Annotated in this window: 13 protein-coding genes and 3 pseudogenes; 13 read left to right on the top strand and 3 right to left on the bottom strand. The window is 66.5% G+C overall.

The features are described from left to right. Together ACRDSQ_RS06780 and ACRDSQ_RS06775 are read left to right on the top strand one after the other, a co-directional pair. Positions 1–1151, top strand: a pseudogene (locus ACRDSQ_RS06780) (DNA-directed RNA polymerase subunit beta); the annotation flags it as partial. 81 nt (positions 1152–1232) lie between these two features. Then, positions 1233–5132, top strand: coding sequence for a DNA-directed RNA polymerase subunit beta' (locus ACRDSQ_RS06775; protein ID WP_431419701.1), 3900 nt, complete (start codon positions 1233–1235; stop codon positions 5130–5132). A gap of 89 nt (positions 5133–5221) precedes the next feature. Here ACRDSQ_RS06775 and ACRDSQ_RS06770 read toward each other — a convergent pair whose 3' ends face one another. The 3 genes and pseudogenes from ACRDSQ_RS06770 to ACRDSQ_RS06760 all read right to left on the bottom strand — a co-directional run bounded on the left by ACRDSQ_RS06770 (position 5222) and on the right by ACRDSQ_RS06760 (position 6787). Beyond that, positions 5222–5416 (bottom strand): tautomerase family protein, encoded by a 195-nt coding sequence (locus ACRDSQ_RS06770; protein ID WP_431419699.1) that lies wholly within the window; start codon positions 5414–5416, stop codon positions 5222–5224. Continuing rightward, positions 5416–6063 (bottom strand): annotated as a pseudogene (locus ACRDSQ_RS06765) (SDR family NAD(P)-dependent oxidoreductase); the annotation flags it as partial. The pseudogene ACRDSQ_RS06765 and the gene ACRDSQ_RS06770, both read right to left, overlap by 1 nt. A 136-nt stretch (positions 6064–6199) precedes the next feature. Further along, positions 6200–6787, bottom strand: coding sequence for a TetR family transcriptional regulator C-terminal domain-containing protein (locus tag ACRDSQ_RS06760; protein ID WP_431419698.1), 588 nt, complete (start codon positions 6785–6787; stop codon positions 6200–6202). A gap of 156 nt (positions 6788–6943) precedes the next feature. Between ACRDSQ_RS06760 and ACRDSQ_RS06755 the strand changes: the two genes are divergently transcribed. The 11 genes and pseudogenes from ACRDSQ_RS06755 (at position 6944) to rplB (ending at position 15831) form a co-directional block, all read left to right on the top strand. After that, the gene (locus ACRDSQ_RS06755; RefSeq protein WP_431419696.1) at positions 6944–7216 is read left to right on the top strand and encodes a type II toxin-antitoxin system Phd/YefM family antitoxin; all 273 of its coding nucleotides are present in this window, start codon (positions 6944–6946) and stop codon (positions 7214–7216) included. After that, positions 7213–7620 carry a type II toxin-antitoxin system VapC family toxin gene (locus ACRDSQ_RS06750; protein ID WP_431419694.1) on the top strand — a complete coding sequence of 136 codons (408 nt, stop codon included), beginning with the start codon at positions 7213–7215 and terminating at the stop codon, positions 7618–7620. The genes ACRDSQ_RS06755 and ACRDSQ_RS06750 overlap by 4 nt, the downstream gene beginning before the upstream one ends. A gap of 443 nt (positions 7621–8063) precedes the next feature. Then, entirely contained in the window at positions 8064–8438 is a 375-nt protein-coding gene (gene rpsL, locus ACRDSQ_RS06745; protein WP_030473471.1) for a 30S ribosomal protein S12, read from the top strand. A gap of 1 nt (position 8439) precedes the next feature. Then, positions 8440–8910 (top strand): 30S ribosomal protein S7, encoded by a 471-nt coding sequence (gene rpsG, locus ACRDSQ_RS06740; RefSeq protein ID WP_018682836.1) that lies wholly within the window; start codon positions 8440–8442, stop codon positions 8908–8910. A gap of 68 nt (positions 8911–8978) precedes the next feature. Beyond that, the gene (gene fusA, locus ACRDSQ_RS06735; protein ID WP_431419693.1) at positions 8979–11078 is read left to right on the top strand and encodes an elongation factor G; all 2100 of its coding nucleotides are present in this window, start codon (positions 8979–8981) and stop codon (positions 11076–11078) included. A 131-nt stretch (positions 11079–11209) separates the two neighbouring features. After that, complete coding sequence (gene tuf, locus ACRDSQ_RS06730) at positions 11210–12403, top strand: elongation factor Tu (RefSeq protein ID WP_431419691.1); 1194 nt, start codon at positions 11210–11212, stop codon at positions 12401–12403. A 389-nt stretch (positions 12404–12792) separates the two neighbouring features. Continuing rightward, positions 12793–13098 (top strand): 30S ribosomal protein S10, encoded by a 306-nt coding sequence (rpsJ, locus tag ACRDSQ_RS06725; protein WP_003938093.1) that lies wholly within the window; start codon positions 12793–12795, stop codon positions 13096–13098. 38 nt (positions 13099–13136) lie between these two features. Continuing rightward, the gene (gene rplC / locus ACRDSQ_RS06720; protein ID WP_431419689.1) at positions 13137–13787 is read left to right on the top strand and encodes a 50S ribosomal protein L3; all 651 of its coding nucleotides are present in this window, start codon (positions 13137–13139) and stop codon (positions 13785–13787) included. Further along, a pseudogene (rplD, locus tag ACRDSQ_RS06715) lies at positions 13787–14446 on the top strand (50S ribosomal protein L4); the annotation flags it as partial. The gene rplC and the pseudogene rplD, both read left to right, overlap by 1 nt. 233 nt (positions 14447–14679) lie before the next feature. Beyond that, a complete protein-coding gene (gene rplW / locus ACRDSQ_RS06710; protein ID WP_431419688.1) occupies positions 14680–14979 on the top strand; it encodes a 50S ribosomal protein L23 in 300 nt (99 codons plus the stop codon). Between the two features lie 15 nt (positions 14980–14994). Beyond that, the gene (gene rplB / locus ACRDSQ_RS06705) at positions 14995–15831 is read left to right on the top strand and encodes a 50S ribosomal protein L2 (RefSeq protein WP_431419686.1); all 837 of its coding nucleotides are present in this window, start codon (positions 14995–14997) and stop codon (positions 15829–15831) included. Positions 15832–15845 lie beyond the last annotated feature (14 nt).

Raw genomic sequence — 15845 nt, 5'->3', positions numbered from 1 at the left:
GTGCGGAGGTCGGCAACGGCGACATCCTGGTCGGCAAGGTCACCCCGAAGGGTGAGACCGAGCTGACGCCGGAGGAGCGACTGCTGCGGGCGATCTTCGGTGAGAAGGCTCGTGAGGTCCGCGACACCTCGCTGAAGGTGCCGCACGGCGAGGAGGGCACCGTGATCGGTGTCCGGGTCTTCGACCGTGAGGAGGACGACGAGCTGCCGCCGGGTGTCAACCAGCTGGTCCGGGTCTACGTCGCGCAGAAGCGCAAGATCTCCGACGGCGACAAGCTCGCCGGCCGGCACGGCAACAAGGGCGTGATCGCGAAGATCCTGCCGGTCGAGGACATGCCGTTCCTGCCCGACGGGACGCCGATCGACATCATCCTCAACCCGCTGGGCGTGCCCGGCCGGATGAACATCGGACAGGTCCTGGAGACCCACCTCGGCTGGGTGGCCAAGCACGGCTGGAAGATCGAGGGCAAGTCCGAGCCGTGGGAGAAGCGCCTGCACGCCATCGGCGCCAGCGAGGGTGGCCGCAACAGCAAGATCGCGACCCCGGTGTTCGACGGCGCCAAGGAGGACGAGATCACCGGCCTGCTGTCGTCGACGATTCCGAACAAGGACGGTTTCCGGACCGTGCAGCCCAACGGCAAGTCGGTCCTGTTCGACGGTCGTAGCGGCGAGCGGTTCCCCGAGCCGATCTCGGTGGGCTACATGTACACGCTGAAGCTGCACCACCTCGTGGACGACAAGATCCACGCCCGGTCGACCGGCCCGTACTCGATGATCACCCAGCAGCCGCTGGGCGGTAAGGCGCAGTTCGGCGGTCAGCGGTTCGGTGAGATGGAGGTCTGGGCCCTCGAGGCGTACGGCGCGGCCTACGCCCTGCAGGAGCTGCTCACGATCAAGTCCGACGACGTGCTCGGCCGGGTGAAGGTCTACGAGGCCATCGTCAAGGGCGAGAACGTCCCGGAGCCGGGCATTCCCGAGTCGTTCAAGGTGCTCATCAAGGAGATGCAGTCGCTGTGTCTCAACGTCGAGGTGATGTCCAGCGACGGCACGCGACTGGACATGCGCGACGCCGAGGAGGACGTCTTCCGGGCCGCGGAGGAGCTAGGCATCGACTTGTCGAGGCGCGAGCCCTCTTCAGTGGAAGAGGTCTAGGCGGGTCGGTTGCGGTCACAGGACACCTGTTTGCCTCGGTCAGCTTTGTTTGCTGCGTAAGTTTTGTGGAAAGAGGGCTAAGTGCTCGACGTAAATTTCTTCGATGAGCTGCGGATCGGCCTCGCCACGGCCGACGACATCCGCCAGTGGTCCCACGGCGAGGTGAAGAAGCCGGAGACCATCAACTACCGCACGCTCAAGCCGGAGCGGGACGGGCTCTTCTGCGAGAAGATCTTCGGTCCGACCCGGGACTGGGAGTGCTACTGTGGCAAGTACAAGCGCGTGCGCTTCAAGGGCATCATCTGTGAGCGCTGCGGCGTCGAGGTCACTCGCGCCAAGGTTCGCCGTGAGCGCATGGGCCACATCGAGCTGGCCGCGCCGGTCACCCACATCTGGTACTTCAAGGGTGTCCCGAGCCGCCTGGGCTACCTGCTCGACCTCGCGCCGAAGGATCTCGAGAAGATCATCTACTTCGCCGCGTACGTGATCACCACGGTGAACACCGAGCTGCGCCACAACGACCTGCCCACGCTCGAGAACGAGATGGGCGTCGAGCGCAAGCAGGTCGAGAACAAGCGCGACGCCGACATCGAGGCGCGGGCGCAGAAGCTCGAAGCCGACCTGGCGCAGCTTGAGGCCGAGGGCGCGAAGAGCGACGTCCGCCGCAAGGTCAAGGAGGGCGGCGAGCGGGAGATGCGCCAGCTCCGCGACCGCGCCCAGCGTGAGCTGGACCGGCTCGACGAGATCTGGTCGACCTTCACCAAGCTCGACATCAAGCAGCTCATCGCCGACGAGATGCTCTACCGCGAGCTCATCGACCGCTACGGCGACTACTTCACCGGGTCCATGGGCGCCGAGGCGATCCAGACCCTGGCGCGCGACTTCGACGTCGACGCCGAGGCCGACATCCTGCGCGACACGATCCGCAACGGCAAGGGGCAGAAGAAGCTCCGCGCGCTCAAGCGGCTCAAGGTCGTCGCGGCGTTCCAGGCGACCCGCAACTCGCCCATGGGCATGGTGCTCGACTGCGTCCCGGTGATCCCGCCGGACCTGCGCCCGATGGTCCAGCTCGACGGTGGCCGCTTCGCCACCTCCGACCTGAACGACCTGTACCGCCGCGTGATCAACCGCAACAACCGCCTCAAGCGACTGATCGACCTCGGCGCGCCCGAGATCATCGTCAACAACGAGAAGCGGATGCTGCAGGAGGCCGTCGACGCGCTGTTCGACAACGGCCGCCGCGGTCGCCCGGTGACCGGACCGGGCAACCGCCCGCTCAAGTCGCTGTCCGACCTCCTCAAGGGCAAGCAGGGCCGGTTCCGCCAGAACCTGCTCGGCAAGCGAGTCGACTACTCGGGCCGTTCGGTCATCGTCGTCGGCCCGCAGCTCAAGCTGCACCAGTGCGGCCTGCCCAAGGCGATGGCGCTCGAACTGTTCAAGCCGTTCGTCATGAAGCGGCTGGTCGACCTCAACCACGCGCAGAACATCAAGTCCGCCAAGCGGATGGTCGAGCGCGCGCGCCCGGCCGTGTGGGACGTGCTCGAAGAGGTCATCACCGAACACCCCGTGATGCTGAACCGTGCGCCCACGCTGCACCGCCTCGGCATCCAGGCCTTCGAACCGCAGCTGGTGGAAGGCAAAGCCATCCAGCTGCACCCGCTGGTCTGTGAGGCGTTCAACGCCGACTTCGACGGTGACCAGATGGCGGTCCACCTGCCGTTGTCGGCCGAGGCGCAGGCCGAGGCCCGCATCCTGATGCTGTCGTCGAACAACATCCTGTCCCCGGCGTCGGGTCGCCCGCTGGCGATGCCGCGTCTGGACATGGTCACGGGCCTGTACCACCTGACCCGCCTCAAGGAAGACGGTCTCGGCGCCGGGCACGCGTTCTCGTCGCCCGCCGAGGCGATCATGGCGTTCGACCGCAAGGTCGTCGGCCTGCAGTCGCTGGTCAAGATCCGCATCTCGGACCGGACCCCCGGCCCCGGCATGCAGCCCGAGGACTGGGCCCCCGGTCAGCCGTGGCTGGCCGAGACCACCCTGGGCCGCGTGCTGTTCAACGAGCTGCTCCCGCCGGACTACCCGTTCATGAACGAGCCGATGCCGAAGAAGCGTCAGGCCGCGATCGTGAACGACCTCGCGGAGCGGTACCCGATGGTCACCGTGGCGCGGACGCTGGACCGGCTCAAGGACGCGGGCTTCTACTGGGCCACGCGTTCGGGCGTCACCATCGCCATGTCCGACGTCATCGTGCCGCCGGCCAAGGCCGGGATTCTCGAGGAGTACGAGAAGAAGGCCGACACCGTCGAGAAGCGCTACCAGCGTGGTCAGCTCTCCGCCACCGAGCGGAACAACGAGCTGGTCAAGGTCTGGAGCAACGCGACCGAAGAGGTCGCGAAGGCGATGGAGGACAACTACCCCGACGACAACCCGATCCCCACGATCGTGAAGTCGGGCGCGGCGGGCAACATGACCCAGATCCGTCAGCTCTCGGGCATGAACGGTCTGGTCACCAACCCGCGTGGTGAGTTCATCCCGCGACCGATCAAGGCCAACTTCCGTGAAGGCCTGTCGGTGCTGGAGTACTTCATCGCCACGCACGGCGCCCGCAAGGGTCTGGCCGACACCGCGCTGCGTACCGCCGACTCGGGTTACCTGACCCGTCGTCTGGTGGACGTCTCGCAGGACGTCATCGTCCGCGAGGTCGACTGTGGGACCACCCGCGGCATCGTGATGACCCTGGGCGACCCCATCGAGGGCGGCAAGGTCCTGCGCGACCAGCACGCCGAGACCAGCGTCTACGCGCGCTGCGTCGCCGACGACGTCAAGGACTCCGACGGCAACGTCCTGCTCAACCGGGCGGACGACCTCGGCGACCCGGCGATCGAGAAGCTGCTGGAATCGGGTGTCTCCAAGGTCAAGGTCCGCTCGGTCCTGACCTGCGAGGCCGCGGTCGGCGTCTGCGCCACCTGCTACGGCCGCTCCATGGCGACGGGCCAGCTCGTCGACATCGGCGAGGCCGTCGGCATCGTGGCCGCGCAGTCCATCGGTGAGCCCGGCACGCAGCTGACGATGCGTACCTTCCACCAGGGTGGTGTGGCCGGAGACGACATCACCACCGGTCTGCCGCGTGTCCAGGAGCTGTTCGAGGCCCGCGTCCCCAAGGGCAAGGCCCCGATCGCCGACGTCGACGGCCGCGTGCGCATCGAGGACGGCGACCGTTTCTGGAAGATCACCCTCACGCCGGACGACGGCAGCGAGGAAATCATCTTCGAGAAGCTGTCGAAGCGTCAGCGGCTCGCCGCGACCCCGACCGGCCCGCTCGCCGACGGCGACCACGTGTCGGTCGGCCAGCAGCTGCTGGAAGGCACCCGCGACCCGCACGAGGTCCTGCGAGTCATGGGCCCCCGTGAGGCGCAGCTGCACCTGGTCGAGGAAGTCCAGAAGGTCTACCGCGCCCAGGGTGTGTCGATCCACGACAAGCACATCGAGGTCATCGTCCGGCAGATGCTGCGCCGGGTCACGATCCTCGACAGCGGCACCGCCGAGTTCCTCCCCGGCGCTCTCATCGAGCGCGCCGTGTTCGAATCGGAGAACCGCCGCGTCGTGGGCGCCGGTGGCGAGCCCGCTTCGGGTCGCCCGGTCCTGATGGGCATCACGAAGGCCTCGCTGGCCACCGACTCGTGGCTCTCGGCCGCCTCCTTCCAGGAGACGACCAGGGTCCTGACCGATGCCGCGATCAACGGGCGCAGCGACAAGCTCGTGGGCCTGAAGGAGAACGTCATCATCGGTAAGTTGATCCCGGCCGGTACCGGTATCAACAAGTACCGCAACATCCAGGTCCAGCCCACCGAAGAGGCACGAGTGGCGGCCTACGCCATCCCGTCCTACGACGACGGCTACTACACGCCGGACGTGTTCGGCGCGGGCACGGGTGCCGCGGTTCCGCTGGACGACTACGACTTCGGCCGCGACTACCGTTAGTCCGAAGTAGACAGACACGATCGCGCCCCCGGCCGAAGGTCGGGGGCGCGATCGTTTGTCCACATGCGATGGACCGTCGGTCCTGTTGGTCAGCTCTTGCGGATCTCCGCGGTCGACCGTCCGCCCACGCCCCAGTCAGTCAGGGCGACGTCGTCGATGATCACGTGGGTCAGCGCCGGGTCCTTGTCGAGAACCTCCACCAGCAGGTCGGTGACGCCCTTGATCAGCAGGGCCTTCTCCTCCACCGTCGCGCCTTCGGTGATCTTGATATTGACGTACGGCATCAGGCCCGCCCGCCCACGTAGCCGCCGTCGACGTTGAGCACGTGTCCGGTGACGAAACCCGCGTCCGCGAGGTACAGGACCGCGGCGGACGTGTCGGACACCTCCCCGACGGTGTTCAGCAGCGCCAGCCCGGCCAAGTCGTCGACGTCGATCCCGTTGTGCAGGGGAGTGCGGATGATCCCCGGCGCCACCATGTTCACCCGAATCCGCTCGGGCGCCAGCTCGGCCGACAGGCTCACCGTCAGCGAGTGCACGCCGCCCTTGGCGACCAGCGGCGCGGACGCGGGCACGCCGGACTTCGCGTGGTCGACGAAGACCGTGCCGATGTTGACGATCGCCCCGCCGTCGCCCTGGGCGATCAGCTGCCGGACCACGGCCTGGGTGACCAGGTAGGTGCCCCGGAGGTTGATCGACAGGTACCGGTCTAGTTCCTCGGCGGTGACATCGACGAACCGCTTCACGCCGAAGGTGCCCGCGTTGTTGACGAGGATGTCGACCGCGCCGAAGCGCGCCACGGCCGCGTCGACGAGTGCCGCGCCGGTGGCCGGGTCGCCGATGTCGCCCACGACGGCCGAGACCTGGTCCGCGCCCAGTTCCGCGGCGATGTCCGCGAGCTTCGCCGCGTCCCGCCCGTTGATCACCCACGTTGTCCCCGCGCTTGACGAACTCGCGGGCGACGTCGAGGCCGATGCCGCTGGAGGACCCGGTGACGATGGCTGTTCTGCTCATGACTCTCCTCATTCGAATGTGACCGGTCGTCTATTAATGAACTCAAAAAAAAGATCACGGCCGGAAGTAGCCGTCGAGAAACCGGTCGAGGCAGCGGTGCAGGGGAGCGACGGTCCGGTCGATCTTCATCCGGATCACCGCGCCCTCCCATGCCTCGATCAACATGTCCGCGAGTTCCTCCGCGGGCATGTCGTCCCGGATCAGGCCGAGGACCTGGGCGTCGCCGAGTGCGTCCCGCACGCCGTCGCGCCACTCCCGGAAGCCCCGGGACAGCGCGGTGCGGAACGGGTTGCCGTCGAGCTCGCCCGCCAGGTTCGCCAGCAGGCAGCCGCCGGCGAACTGACTCTCCTCGAACCCACGCGCGATCTCCTCGAAGTGCGCGCGCAGTCCGACAAGCGTGTCGGCGGCGCCGTCGAGAGCGCTCGCCAGGCTGTCCACGCTGCAGCGCGAGTAGTGCGCGATGGCCTCGATCCCCAGGGCTTCCTTGCTGGGGAAGTAGTTGTAGAACGACCCCTTGGGGATCTCGACCCGGTCGAGGAGGTCCTTGATCCCGGTGCCGTGGTACCCCTGCTCCAAGAACGCCGCGACACTGGCTTCGAGCAGACGCTGTCGCGTCCCCTCGCTCAACCTCGGCCGTGGCATGCCGTGACAATACGACCGGTCGTCTTTAAACGCAAGCCGTTGGCTCGGAACCCGAGGGTTGTGTCAGCCCGCAGGATCCGCATCCCGACAGCCTGACATTCGGTCGGGCAGTGGATCACCCATGTGTGTAGTACGGCCTATAGTATGATAGGCGGCATGCAGCAGATTCCAGTGCGCATCCTCAACCAGGACACTGCGGGTGTGCTGGCCAGGGTGGAAAAAGGCGAGACCGTCGAGATCACCAGCCGTGGGCGCGCGGTGGCGCGCATAAGCCCGGTAGTGCATGGCGAGACGGAAGACCTCGCGCTCGAGGGCAGGCTGATTCCGGCCAAGAAGCGCGTGCGTTTCGTGGCACCCAAAGGCGAGATCGATCACGGCCGGTCGGCCACCGAGGCGCTGCTCGCCATGCGCGACGAGGAGCGCTGGTGATCTATCTGGATAGCTGTGCCATCGTCAAGTTGGTAGCCCCAGAGCCGGAATCCCAGGCGATCGCGGACTGGCTCAACGAGCGCACTGAGGATGCTTTGATCACGTCGGTTCTCGCCGAGATTGAGGTGCCGCGGGCTCTTCGCCGCAGCGTGCCTTCGGTGCTCGGTGTGGTCACCGGTGTGCTGTCCAGTGTCGGCAGAGTCGAGATCGACGAGCCCGTGCGTGCGACCGCCGCCGCTTACATTGACGCGAACCTCCGGTCCCTGGACGCGATCCACCTCGCCACAGCGGAGAGCCTTGTCGCCTCCGGGGCGAACCTGACGGCCTTCGTCACCTATGACAAGCGGCTCGCCGCGGCTGCGGCCGAGGTCGGCTTCGCTGTCGTGTCCCCCGGTGTCGGGTGAGCTGGGTATCCACTGTGGTCCCGGCGCGCCGCGCGCCGATTTCGCGAGATCGACTCGTGGATCCGGCTACCATCGCGGCACGGACATTCGCTCCGCCCCGCTGTGCCGCGCGTCGCTAAAGGGACCCCGATTTGTCCCCGTGCCCGTGGGGAAGGTATCTTTGCTACTCGCGCCCGACCCATGTCGGGTCGATCCGTGTGCCTGTGCCGCGCGGTCCGCGAACTGGATGGTCGTTTACCCGATCGCCACGCAGCGGGCTCCTGTCAGTCACGCCGGAGTTCCTTCCGAACCCCGCTGGGATGTTTCACTCCCGCGTGGGGTGCTGCCGGGAACGGGCGACACGCCCGACCTCGGGGGACGGGCGGAACAGCAGGAACCGTAAGTACACAGTGCATATCGGTGCCCGATACCGGGTGTCGACATGAAGCAGAGAAAGCCGGTCTATGCCCACGATCCAGCAGCTGGTCCGCAAGGGCCGCCAGGACAAGGTCGCCAAGCAGAAGACTGCGGCTCTCAAGGGGAGCCCGCAGCGGCGTGGCGTGTGCACCCGTGTGTACACAACCACCCCGAAGAAGCCGAACTCGGCACTGCGCAAGGTCGCACGCGTGAAGCTGACCAGCGGCATCGAGGTCACCGCGTACATCCCGGGTGAGGGTCACAACCTGCAGGAGCACTCCATGGTGCTCGTTCGCGGTGGCCGAGTGAAGGACCTGCCGGGTGTTCGCTACAAGATCATCCGCGGCTCGCTGGACACCCAGGGCGTGAAGAACCGCAAGCAGGCCCGCAGCCGTTACGGCGCGAAGAAGGAGAAGAGCTGATATGCCCCGCAAGGGACCGGCCCCTAAGCGGCCGCTGATCTCCGACCCGGTGTACAGCTCGCCGTTGGTCACGCAGCTCATCAACAAGGTGCTGAAGGACGGCAAGCGTTCCGTCGCCGAGCGTATTGTCTACGGCGCCCTCGAGGGCGCCCGCGACAAGACCGGCACGGACCCCGTGGTCACGCTCAAGCGAGCGCTCGACAACGTGAAGCCGACCATCGAGGTCAAGAGCCGCCGCGTCGGTGGCGCCACCTACCAGGTGCCGATCGAGGTCAAGCCCGGTCGTTCCACCACGCTGGCGCTGCGCTGGCTCGTCTCCTTCTCGCAGGCTCGCCGCGAGAAGACCATGATCGAGCGTCTCATGAACGAACTCCTCGACGCCTCCAATGGCCTTGGTGCCAGCGTCAAGCGTCGCGAGGACACCCACAAGATGGCCGAGTCGAACAAGGCCTTCGCCCACTACCGCTGGTGACAACCGGCCTCGGCCTCCCGGCCGGGGCTCCAGCGGCGCCGTAGCTGCAAAGACAGGGGAAGAAACCCGTGGCACTCGACGTGCTCACCGACCTGGCCAAGGTCCGCAACATCGGGATCATGGCTCACATCGACGCGGGCAAGACCACGACGACCGAGCGGATCCTGTTCTACACCGGGATCAGCTACAAGATCGGCGAGGTCCACGACGGTGCCGCGGTCATGGACTGGATGGAGCAGGAGCAGGAGCGCGGCATCACGATCACGTCGGCCGCGACGACCTGCTTCTGGAAAGACCACCAGATCAACATCATCGACACGCCCGGTCACGTCGACTTCACCGTCGAGGTCGAGCGCTCGCTGCGCGTCCTCGACGGCGCTGTCGCCGTCTTCGACGGCAAAGAGGGTGTCGAGCCCCAGTCCGAGCAGGTCTGGCGCCAGGCGACCAAGTACGACGTCCCGCGTATCTGCTTCGTCAACAAGATGGACAAGCTGGGCGCGGACTTCTACTTCACGGTGCGCACCATCTCCGAGCGCCTCGGCGCGAAGCCGCTGCCCATCCAGCTGCCCATCGGCAGCGAGGGTGACTTCATCGGCGTCGTCGACCTGGTGCAGATGCGCGCGCTGACCTGGCGTGGCGAGGTCTCGAAGGGCGAGGACTACACGGTCGAGGAGATCCCGGCCGACCTCGTCGACAAGGCCAACGAGTACCGCGAGGCGCTCATCGAGGCCGTCGCCGAGACCGACGACGACCTGATGGAGCTCTACCTCGCGGGCGAGGAGCTGTCGGTCGAGCAGATCAAGACGGGTATCCGCCGGATCGTCACGAACCGGTCGGCCTACCCCGTGCTCTGCGGTTCGGCGTTCAAGAACAAGGGCGTCCAGCCCATGCTCGACGCCGTGATCGACTTCCTCCCGTCCCCGCTGGACGTGCCGCCGGTCGAGGGCACCCTGCAGGACGGCGAGACCAAGGTCCTGCGCGCGCCGAACACCGACGAGCCGTTCTCCGCGCTGGCCTTCAAGATCGCGTCGCACCCGTTCTTCGGCAAGCTGACCTACGTCCGGGTCTACTCCGGCAGGCTCGCTTCCGGCTCCCAGGTCATCAACGCGACCAAGGACCGCAAGGAGCGCATCGGGAAGCTCTTCCAGATGCACGCCAACAAGGAGAACCCGGTCGACGAGGCCATCGCGGGTCACATCTACGCGGTGATCGGCCTCAAGGACACCACGACCGGTGAGACCTTGTGCGACCCGGCCAACCCGATCGTCCTCGAGTCCATGACGTTCCCCGACCCGGTCATCCAGGTCGCGATCGAACCGAAGACCAAGGCCGACCAGGAGAAGCTGGGCACGGCGATCCAGAAGCTGGCCGAGGAAGACCCGACGTTCCGGGTCAACCAGGACGACGAGACCGGCCAGACGATCATCGCCGGTATGGGCGAGCTGCACCTCGACATCCTCGTCGACCGTATGCGTCGCGAGTTCAAGGTCGAGGCGAACATCGGCAAGCCGCAGGTCGCCTACCGTGAGACGATCCGCCGCACGGTGGACAAGCTCGACTACGTCCACAAGAAGCAGACCGGTGGCTCCGGCCAGTTCGCGAAGGTCATCATCAAGCTCGAGCCGCTGGCCACGACGGACGGCGTGCTCTACGAGTTCGACAACAAGGTCACCGGTGGTCGCGTGCCGCGGGAGTACATCCCGTCGGTCGACGCCGGTGCGCAGGACGCCATGCGTTACGGCGTGCTCGCCGGATACCCGCTCGTCGGGTTGAAGCTGACCCTGCTGGACGGCGCGTACCACGAGGTCGACTCCTCGGAAATGGCCTTCAAGGTCGCCGGTTCGATGGCGCTCAAGGAAGCCGCGCGCAAGGCCGACCCGGTCCTGCTCGAGCCGATGATGGCGGTCGAGGTGACCACGCCCGAGACGTACATGGGCGATGTCATCGGCGACCTGAACTCCCGCCGTGGCCAGATCCAGGCCATGGAGGAGCGTAGCGGTGCCCGGATCGTCAAGGCACTGGTGCCGCTGTCCGAAATGTTTGGGTATGTCGGCGACCTGAGGTCCAAGACCCAGGGCCGCGCGAACTACTCGATGGTGTTCGACTCCTACGCCGAGGTTCCCACGAACGTCGCCAAGGAGATCATCGCAAAGGCTACGGGGGAATGACCCCCAACCGGAGCACCGCACGATAGGTGCGGGCTCTCCGGGGGGTCTCCCCGGGGTCCGCACATTTGACCCTGAATAGCCGCCACCGAATGTCCGGTCAGGCGGGAAGTACTAGTCCAGGAGGACACAAAGTGGCGAAGGCGAAGTTCGAGCGGACCAAGCCGCACGTCAACATCGGGACCATTGGTCACATCGACCACGGCAAGACCACGCTGACCGCGGCGATCTCCAAGGTCCTGCACGACAAGTTCCCCGACGTGAACCCTCTGATGAACTTCGATCAGATCGACAAGGCGCCGGAAGAGAAGCAGCGCGGTATCACGATCTCGATCGCACACATCGAGTACGAGACCGGCAAGCGTCACTACGCGCACGTCGACTGCCCGGGTCACGCGGACTACATCAAGAACATGATCACCGGTGCCGCCCAGATGGACGGCGCGATCCTCGTGGTCGCCGCGACCGATGGTCCGATGCCGCAGACCAAGGAGCACGTGCTCCTGGCCCGCCAGGTCGGCGTGCCGTACATCGTTGTCGCGCTGAACAAGGCCGACATGGTGGACGACGAGGAGATCCTGGAGCTCGTCGAGCTCGAGGTTCGCGAGCTGCTGACCGACTACGAGTTCCCGGGCGACGACCTGCCGGTCGTGCGCGTCTCGGCGCTCAAGGCGCTCGAGGGTGACGCCGAGTGGGGCGAGCGCCTCATGGAGCTCATGACCGCGGTCGACGAGAGCGTCCCCGAGCCCGAGCGTGAGACCGAGAAGCCGTTCCTCATGCCGATCGAGGACGTCTTCACGATCACCGGCCGCGGCACCGTCGTGACCGGCCGTATCGAGCGCGGCATCATCAAGGTGAACGAGACCGTCGAGGTCGTCGGAATCCGCGAGAAGGCGCTGTCGACCACGGTCACCAGCATCGAGATGTTCAAGAAGTTCCTCGACGAGGGTCGGGCGGGTGACAACGCGGCGCTGCTGCTCCGCGGTGTCAAGCGTGAGGATGTCGAGCGCGGCCAGGTTGTGGTTCGCCCCGGCACCACCACCCCGCACACCGACTTCGAGGCGCAGGCGGTCATCCTGAGCAAGGACGAGGGTGGACGTCACACCCCGTTCTTCAACAACTACCGCCCGCAGTTCTACTTCCGCACCACCGACGTGACCGGTGTCGTTACCCTCCCCGAGGGCACCGAGATGGTCATGCCGGGCGACAACACCGCCATGACCGTGAAGCTGATCAATCCGATCGCCATGGACGAGGGTCTGCGGTTCGCCATCCGCGAGGGTGGCCGCACCGTGGGCGCCGGTCAGGTCACGAAGATCATCGCTTAGGTCCGATCCGGGGTGTCCGAGTTAGCTCGGACACCCCGGTTTGGATTGCCGCACACCCGTGTGGCATTCTTTATGGGTTGCTCGTTGCGGGGCGGCCGGTCAGTTCCTTACACCGGCCGCCCTGGCACGAGTGCCGGGGTCTATCACGACCCTCAGGATCTTTGGTTGGCCCCCGTGGCGATGAGTACTCCACACAGGAGCTCGGAATCGACAAGGGTCCCGCATGTGGAGTCGGCGCGACACGCCCGACCGCGTGGACCGGGGAAGCCAAGGTTCTGAACACCGAATTGACTTATGAACAGGGAAGCGGCGCGGCAAGGCCTTTGCGGGCCCCGCCGAGGTTCGCAACCGCACCGCAGCGGTACGAGACAGAGGAACGGCAAGCCATTATGGCGGGACAGAAGATCCGCATCCGGCTCAAGGCCTACGACCACGAGGCGATCGACGCGTCCGCGCGCAAGATCGTGGAGACCGTGACGCGCACCGGCGCGCGGGTCGTCGGGCCAGTGCCGCTGCCCACCGAGAAGAACGTTTACTGCGTCATTCGCTCGCCGCACAAGTACAAGGACTCGCGCGAGCACTTCGAGATGCGTACGCACAAGCGTCTGATCGACATTCTCGACCCGACGCCGAAGACGGTCGACGCGCTCATGCGCATCGACCTGCCGGCCAGTGTCGACGTCAACATCCAGTAGAGCGTGCGTGGCGAGAGCGGCGGAGAGTAACGAGAGCCATGTCTGACAGGCAGATGAAGGGAATCCTGGGCACCAAGCTCGGGATGACCCAGATCTTCGACGAGAACAACCGGATCGTTCCGGTGACCGTCGTCAAGGCGGGACCCAACGTGGTCACGCAGATCCGTAACCAGGAATCCGACGGCTATGTCGCGGTCCAGCTGGCGTTCGGCGCCATCGACCCGCGCAAGGTCAACAAGCCTGAAGCAGGCCACTTCGGCAAGGCGGGTGTGACGCCGCGCCGCTTCCTCGCGGAGCTGCGCACCACCGACGCCACCGAGTACGAGCTCGGCCAGGAGATCACCGCTGAGGTGTTCGAGGCCGGTCAGGTCATCGACATCACGGGGACCACCAAGGGCAAGGGCACCGCGGGTGTCATGAAGCGGCACGGCTTCAAGGGTCTGGGCGCCTCGCACGGCACCCAGCGCAAGCACCGCTCCCCGGGTTCCATCGGTGGCTGTGCCACCCCGGGCCGCGTGTTCAAGGGCCTGCGGATGGCGGGCCGGATGGGCAACGTCCGGGTCACCACCCAGAACCTCAAGGTGCACCAGGTCGACGGTGAGTCCGGCCTGATCCTGATCAAGGGCGCCGTTCCGGGGCCCAAGGGCGGCCTCGTGTTCCTGCGTTCCGCAGCTAAGGGTGGTGCCTGATGACCAGCATTGACATCAAGACCCCCGCGGGCAAGACCGACGGCACTGCCGAGCTTCCCGCAGAGATCTTCGACGTGCAGGCGAACATCCCGCTGATGCACCAGGTGGTCACGGCGCAGCTCGCCGCGGCCCGCCAGGGCACGCACTCGACGAAGACTCGTGGCGAGGTCTCCGGCGGCGGCAAGAAGCCGTACCGCCAGAAGGGCACCGGCCGCGCCCGTCAGGGCTCGACCCGCTCCCCGCAGTTCGTCGGCGGCGGTATCTCGCACGGCCCGCAGCCGCGCGACTACACGCAGCGGACCCCCAAGAAGATGAAGGCCGCCGCCCTGCGCGGCGCCCTCTCCGACCGGGCCCGCTCCGGCCAGGTGCACGTGGTGACCGGCCTGGTGGACGGCGACAAGCCCTCGACCAAGACCGCCCGCACCCTGCTGGCCACGCTGACCGACGCCAAGCGCGTTCTGGTCGTGCTGACCCGCGACGAGGACGTCGCCTGGGTGTCGGTGCGCAACCTGCAGAACGTGCACGTGATCGCGCCGGACCAGCTGAACACCTATGACGTGCTCGTCAACGACGACATCGTGTTCACGAAGGCCGCGCTCGACTCGTTCCTGTCCGCACCCACCCGCGGCGCCAAGGCTTCGGCCAAGGTCTCCGAGGTCCAGGGCCTCGTCGGCGAGTCGCGCTTCGGTGCGGGCAGCCACGACGCGCTGGAGGACGGCACGCAGCCGGAGGGTTTCCCGATCAAGGGCAACGCCGACTCGAAGCTGTACCACGTGCCGGGCACCGCTTTCTACGACCGGACCGTTGCCGAGGTGTGGTTCGCCACCGCCGAGGACGCTGAGACCGCGGGCTTCCAGTTGCCGCCGTCGCAGCGGAAGTCTGAGGAGGACAAGTGATCCCCGACCCCCGCGACATCCTGCTCGCGCCGGTGATCTCCGAGAAGTCCTACGGGCTGCTCGAGGAGAACAAGTACACCTTCGTGGTGTCTCCGGACGCCAACAAGACCCAGATCAAGATCGCGGTCGAGAAGGTCTTCGGCGTGAAGGTGGTGAGCGTCAACACGCTCAACCGCAACGGAAAGCGCAAGCGCACCCGCACCGGGTTCGGCAAGCGCAAGGACACGAAGCGCGCGATCGTCACGCTCTCCGCGGAGAGCAAGCCGATCGAGATCTTCGGCGGCCCGGCCGCGTAAGGGACTGACTAAAACATGGGCATCCGCAAATACAAGCCGACCACCCCGGGCCGTCGTGGCTCCAGCGTGTCGGACTTCGCCGAGATCACCCGGTCGACGCCGGAGAAGTCGCTGATCCGTCCCCTGCATGGCAAGGGCGGGCGTAACGCGCACGGCAAGATCACCACCCGGCACAAGGGTGGCGGTCACAAGCGCGCGTACCGCCTCATCGACTTCCGCCGCAACGACAAGGACGGCGTGCCGGCCAAGGTCGCTCACATCGAGTACGACCCCAACCGCACCGCCCGTATCGCGCTGCTGCACTACGCCGACGGCGAGAAGCGCTACATCATCGCGCCGAACAAGCTGTCGCAGGGCGACCCGATTGAGAACGGCCCCCGCGCCGACATCAAGCCGGGCAACAACCTGCCGCTGCGCAACATCCCCGTCGGCACCGTGATCCACGCGATCGAACTCCGCCCCGGTGGCGGCGCGAAGATCGCCCGGTCCGCCGGTGTGAGCGTGCGACTCGTCGCGAAGGACGGCCCCTACGCCCAGCTGCGTATGCCGTCCGGCGAGATTCGCAACGTGGACGTTCGTTGCCGCGCCACTGTTGGAGAGGTCGGCAACGCCGATCACTCCAACATCAACTGGGGCAAGGCGGGCCGCATGCGTTGGAAGGGCAAGCGCCCGACCGTCCGCGGTGTCGCGATGAACCCGGTCGACCACCCGCATGGTGGTGGTGAGGGTAAGACCTCAGGTGGTCGCCACCCGGTGAACCCGGCCGGTAAGCCCGAAGGCCGCACCCGCCGCAGCAAGCCGAGCGACAAGCTGATCGTCCGCCGCCGGACCACCGGCAAGAACAAGCGCTGAGCAGGGAGGTAGAA

Origin of the sequence: Actinokineospora sp., from assembly GCF_050699995.1 — a bacterium.
GTDB lineage: Bacteria > Actinomycetota > Actinomycetes > Mycobacteriales > Pseudonocardiaceae > Actinokineospora.
The sequence above is the reverse complement of the archived record's forward strand: the minus strand, read 5'-3'. Positions and strand labels throughout refer to the sequence as shown.

What these genes read in the sequence shown, in the direction of transcription:
- ACRDSQ_RS06770 (WP_431419699.1), bottom strand. Translation starts at nt 5,416, where the DNA reads ATGCCGTACGTCAATATCAAGATCACCGAAGGCGCGACGGTGGAGGAG.
- ACRDSQ_RS06760 (WP_431419698.1), bottom strand. Translation starts at nt 6,787, where the DNA reads ATGCCACGGCCGAGGTTGAGCGAGGGGACGCGACAGCGTCTGCTCGAA.
- ACRDSQ_RS06755 (WP_431419696.1), top strand. Translation starts at nt 6,944, where the DNA reads ATGCAGCAGATTCCAGTGCGCATCCTCAACCAGGACACTGCGGGTGTG.
- rpsL (WP_030473471.1), top strand. Translation starts at nt 8,064, where the DNA reads ATGCCCACGATCCAGCAGCTGGTCCGCAAGGGCCGCCAGGACAAGGTC.
- rpsG (WP_018682836.1), top strand. Translation starts at nt 8,440, where the DNA reads ATGCCCCGCAAGGGACCGGCCCCTAAGCGGCCGCTGATCTCCGACCCG.
- rpsJ (WP_003938093.1), top strand. Translation starts at nt 12,793, where the DNA reads ATGGCGGGACAGAAGATCCGCATCCGGCTCAAGGCCTACGACCACGAG.
- rplC (WP_431419689.1), top strand. Translation starts at nt 13,137, where the DNA reads ATGTCTGACAGGCAGATGAAGGGAATCCTGGGCACCAAGCTCGGGATG.
- rplB (WP_431419686.1), top strand. Translation starts at nt 14,995, where the DNA reads ATGGGCATCCGCAAATACAAGCCGACCACCCCGGGCCGTCGTGGCTCC.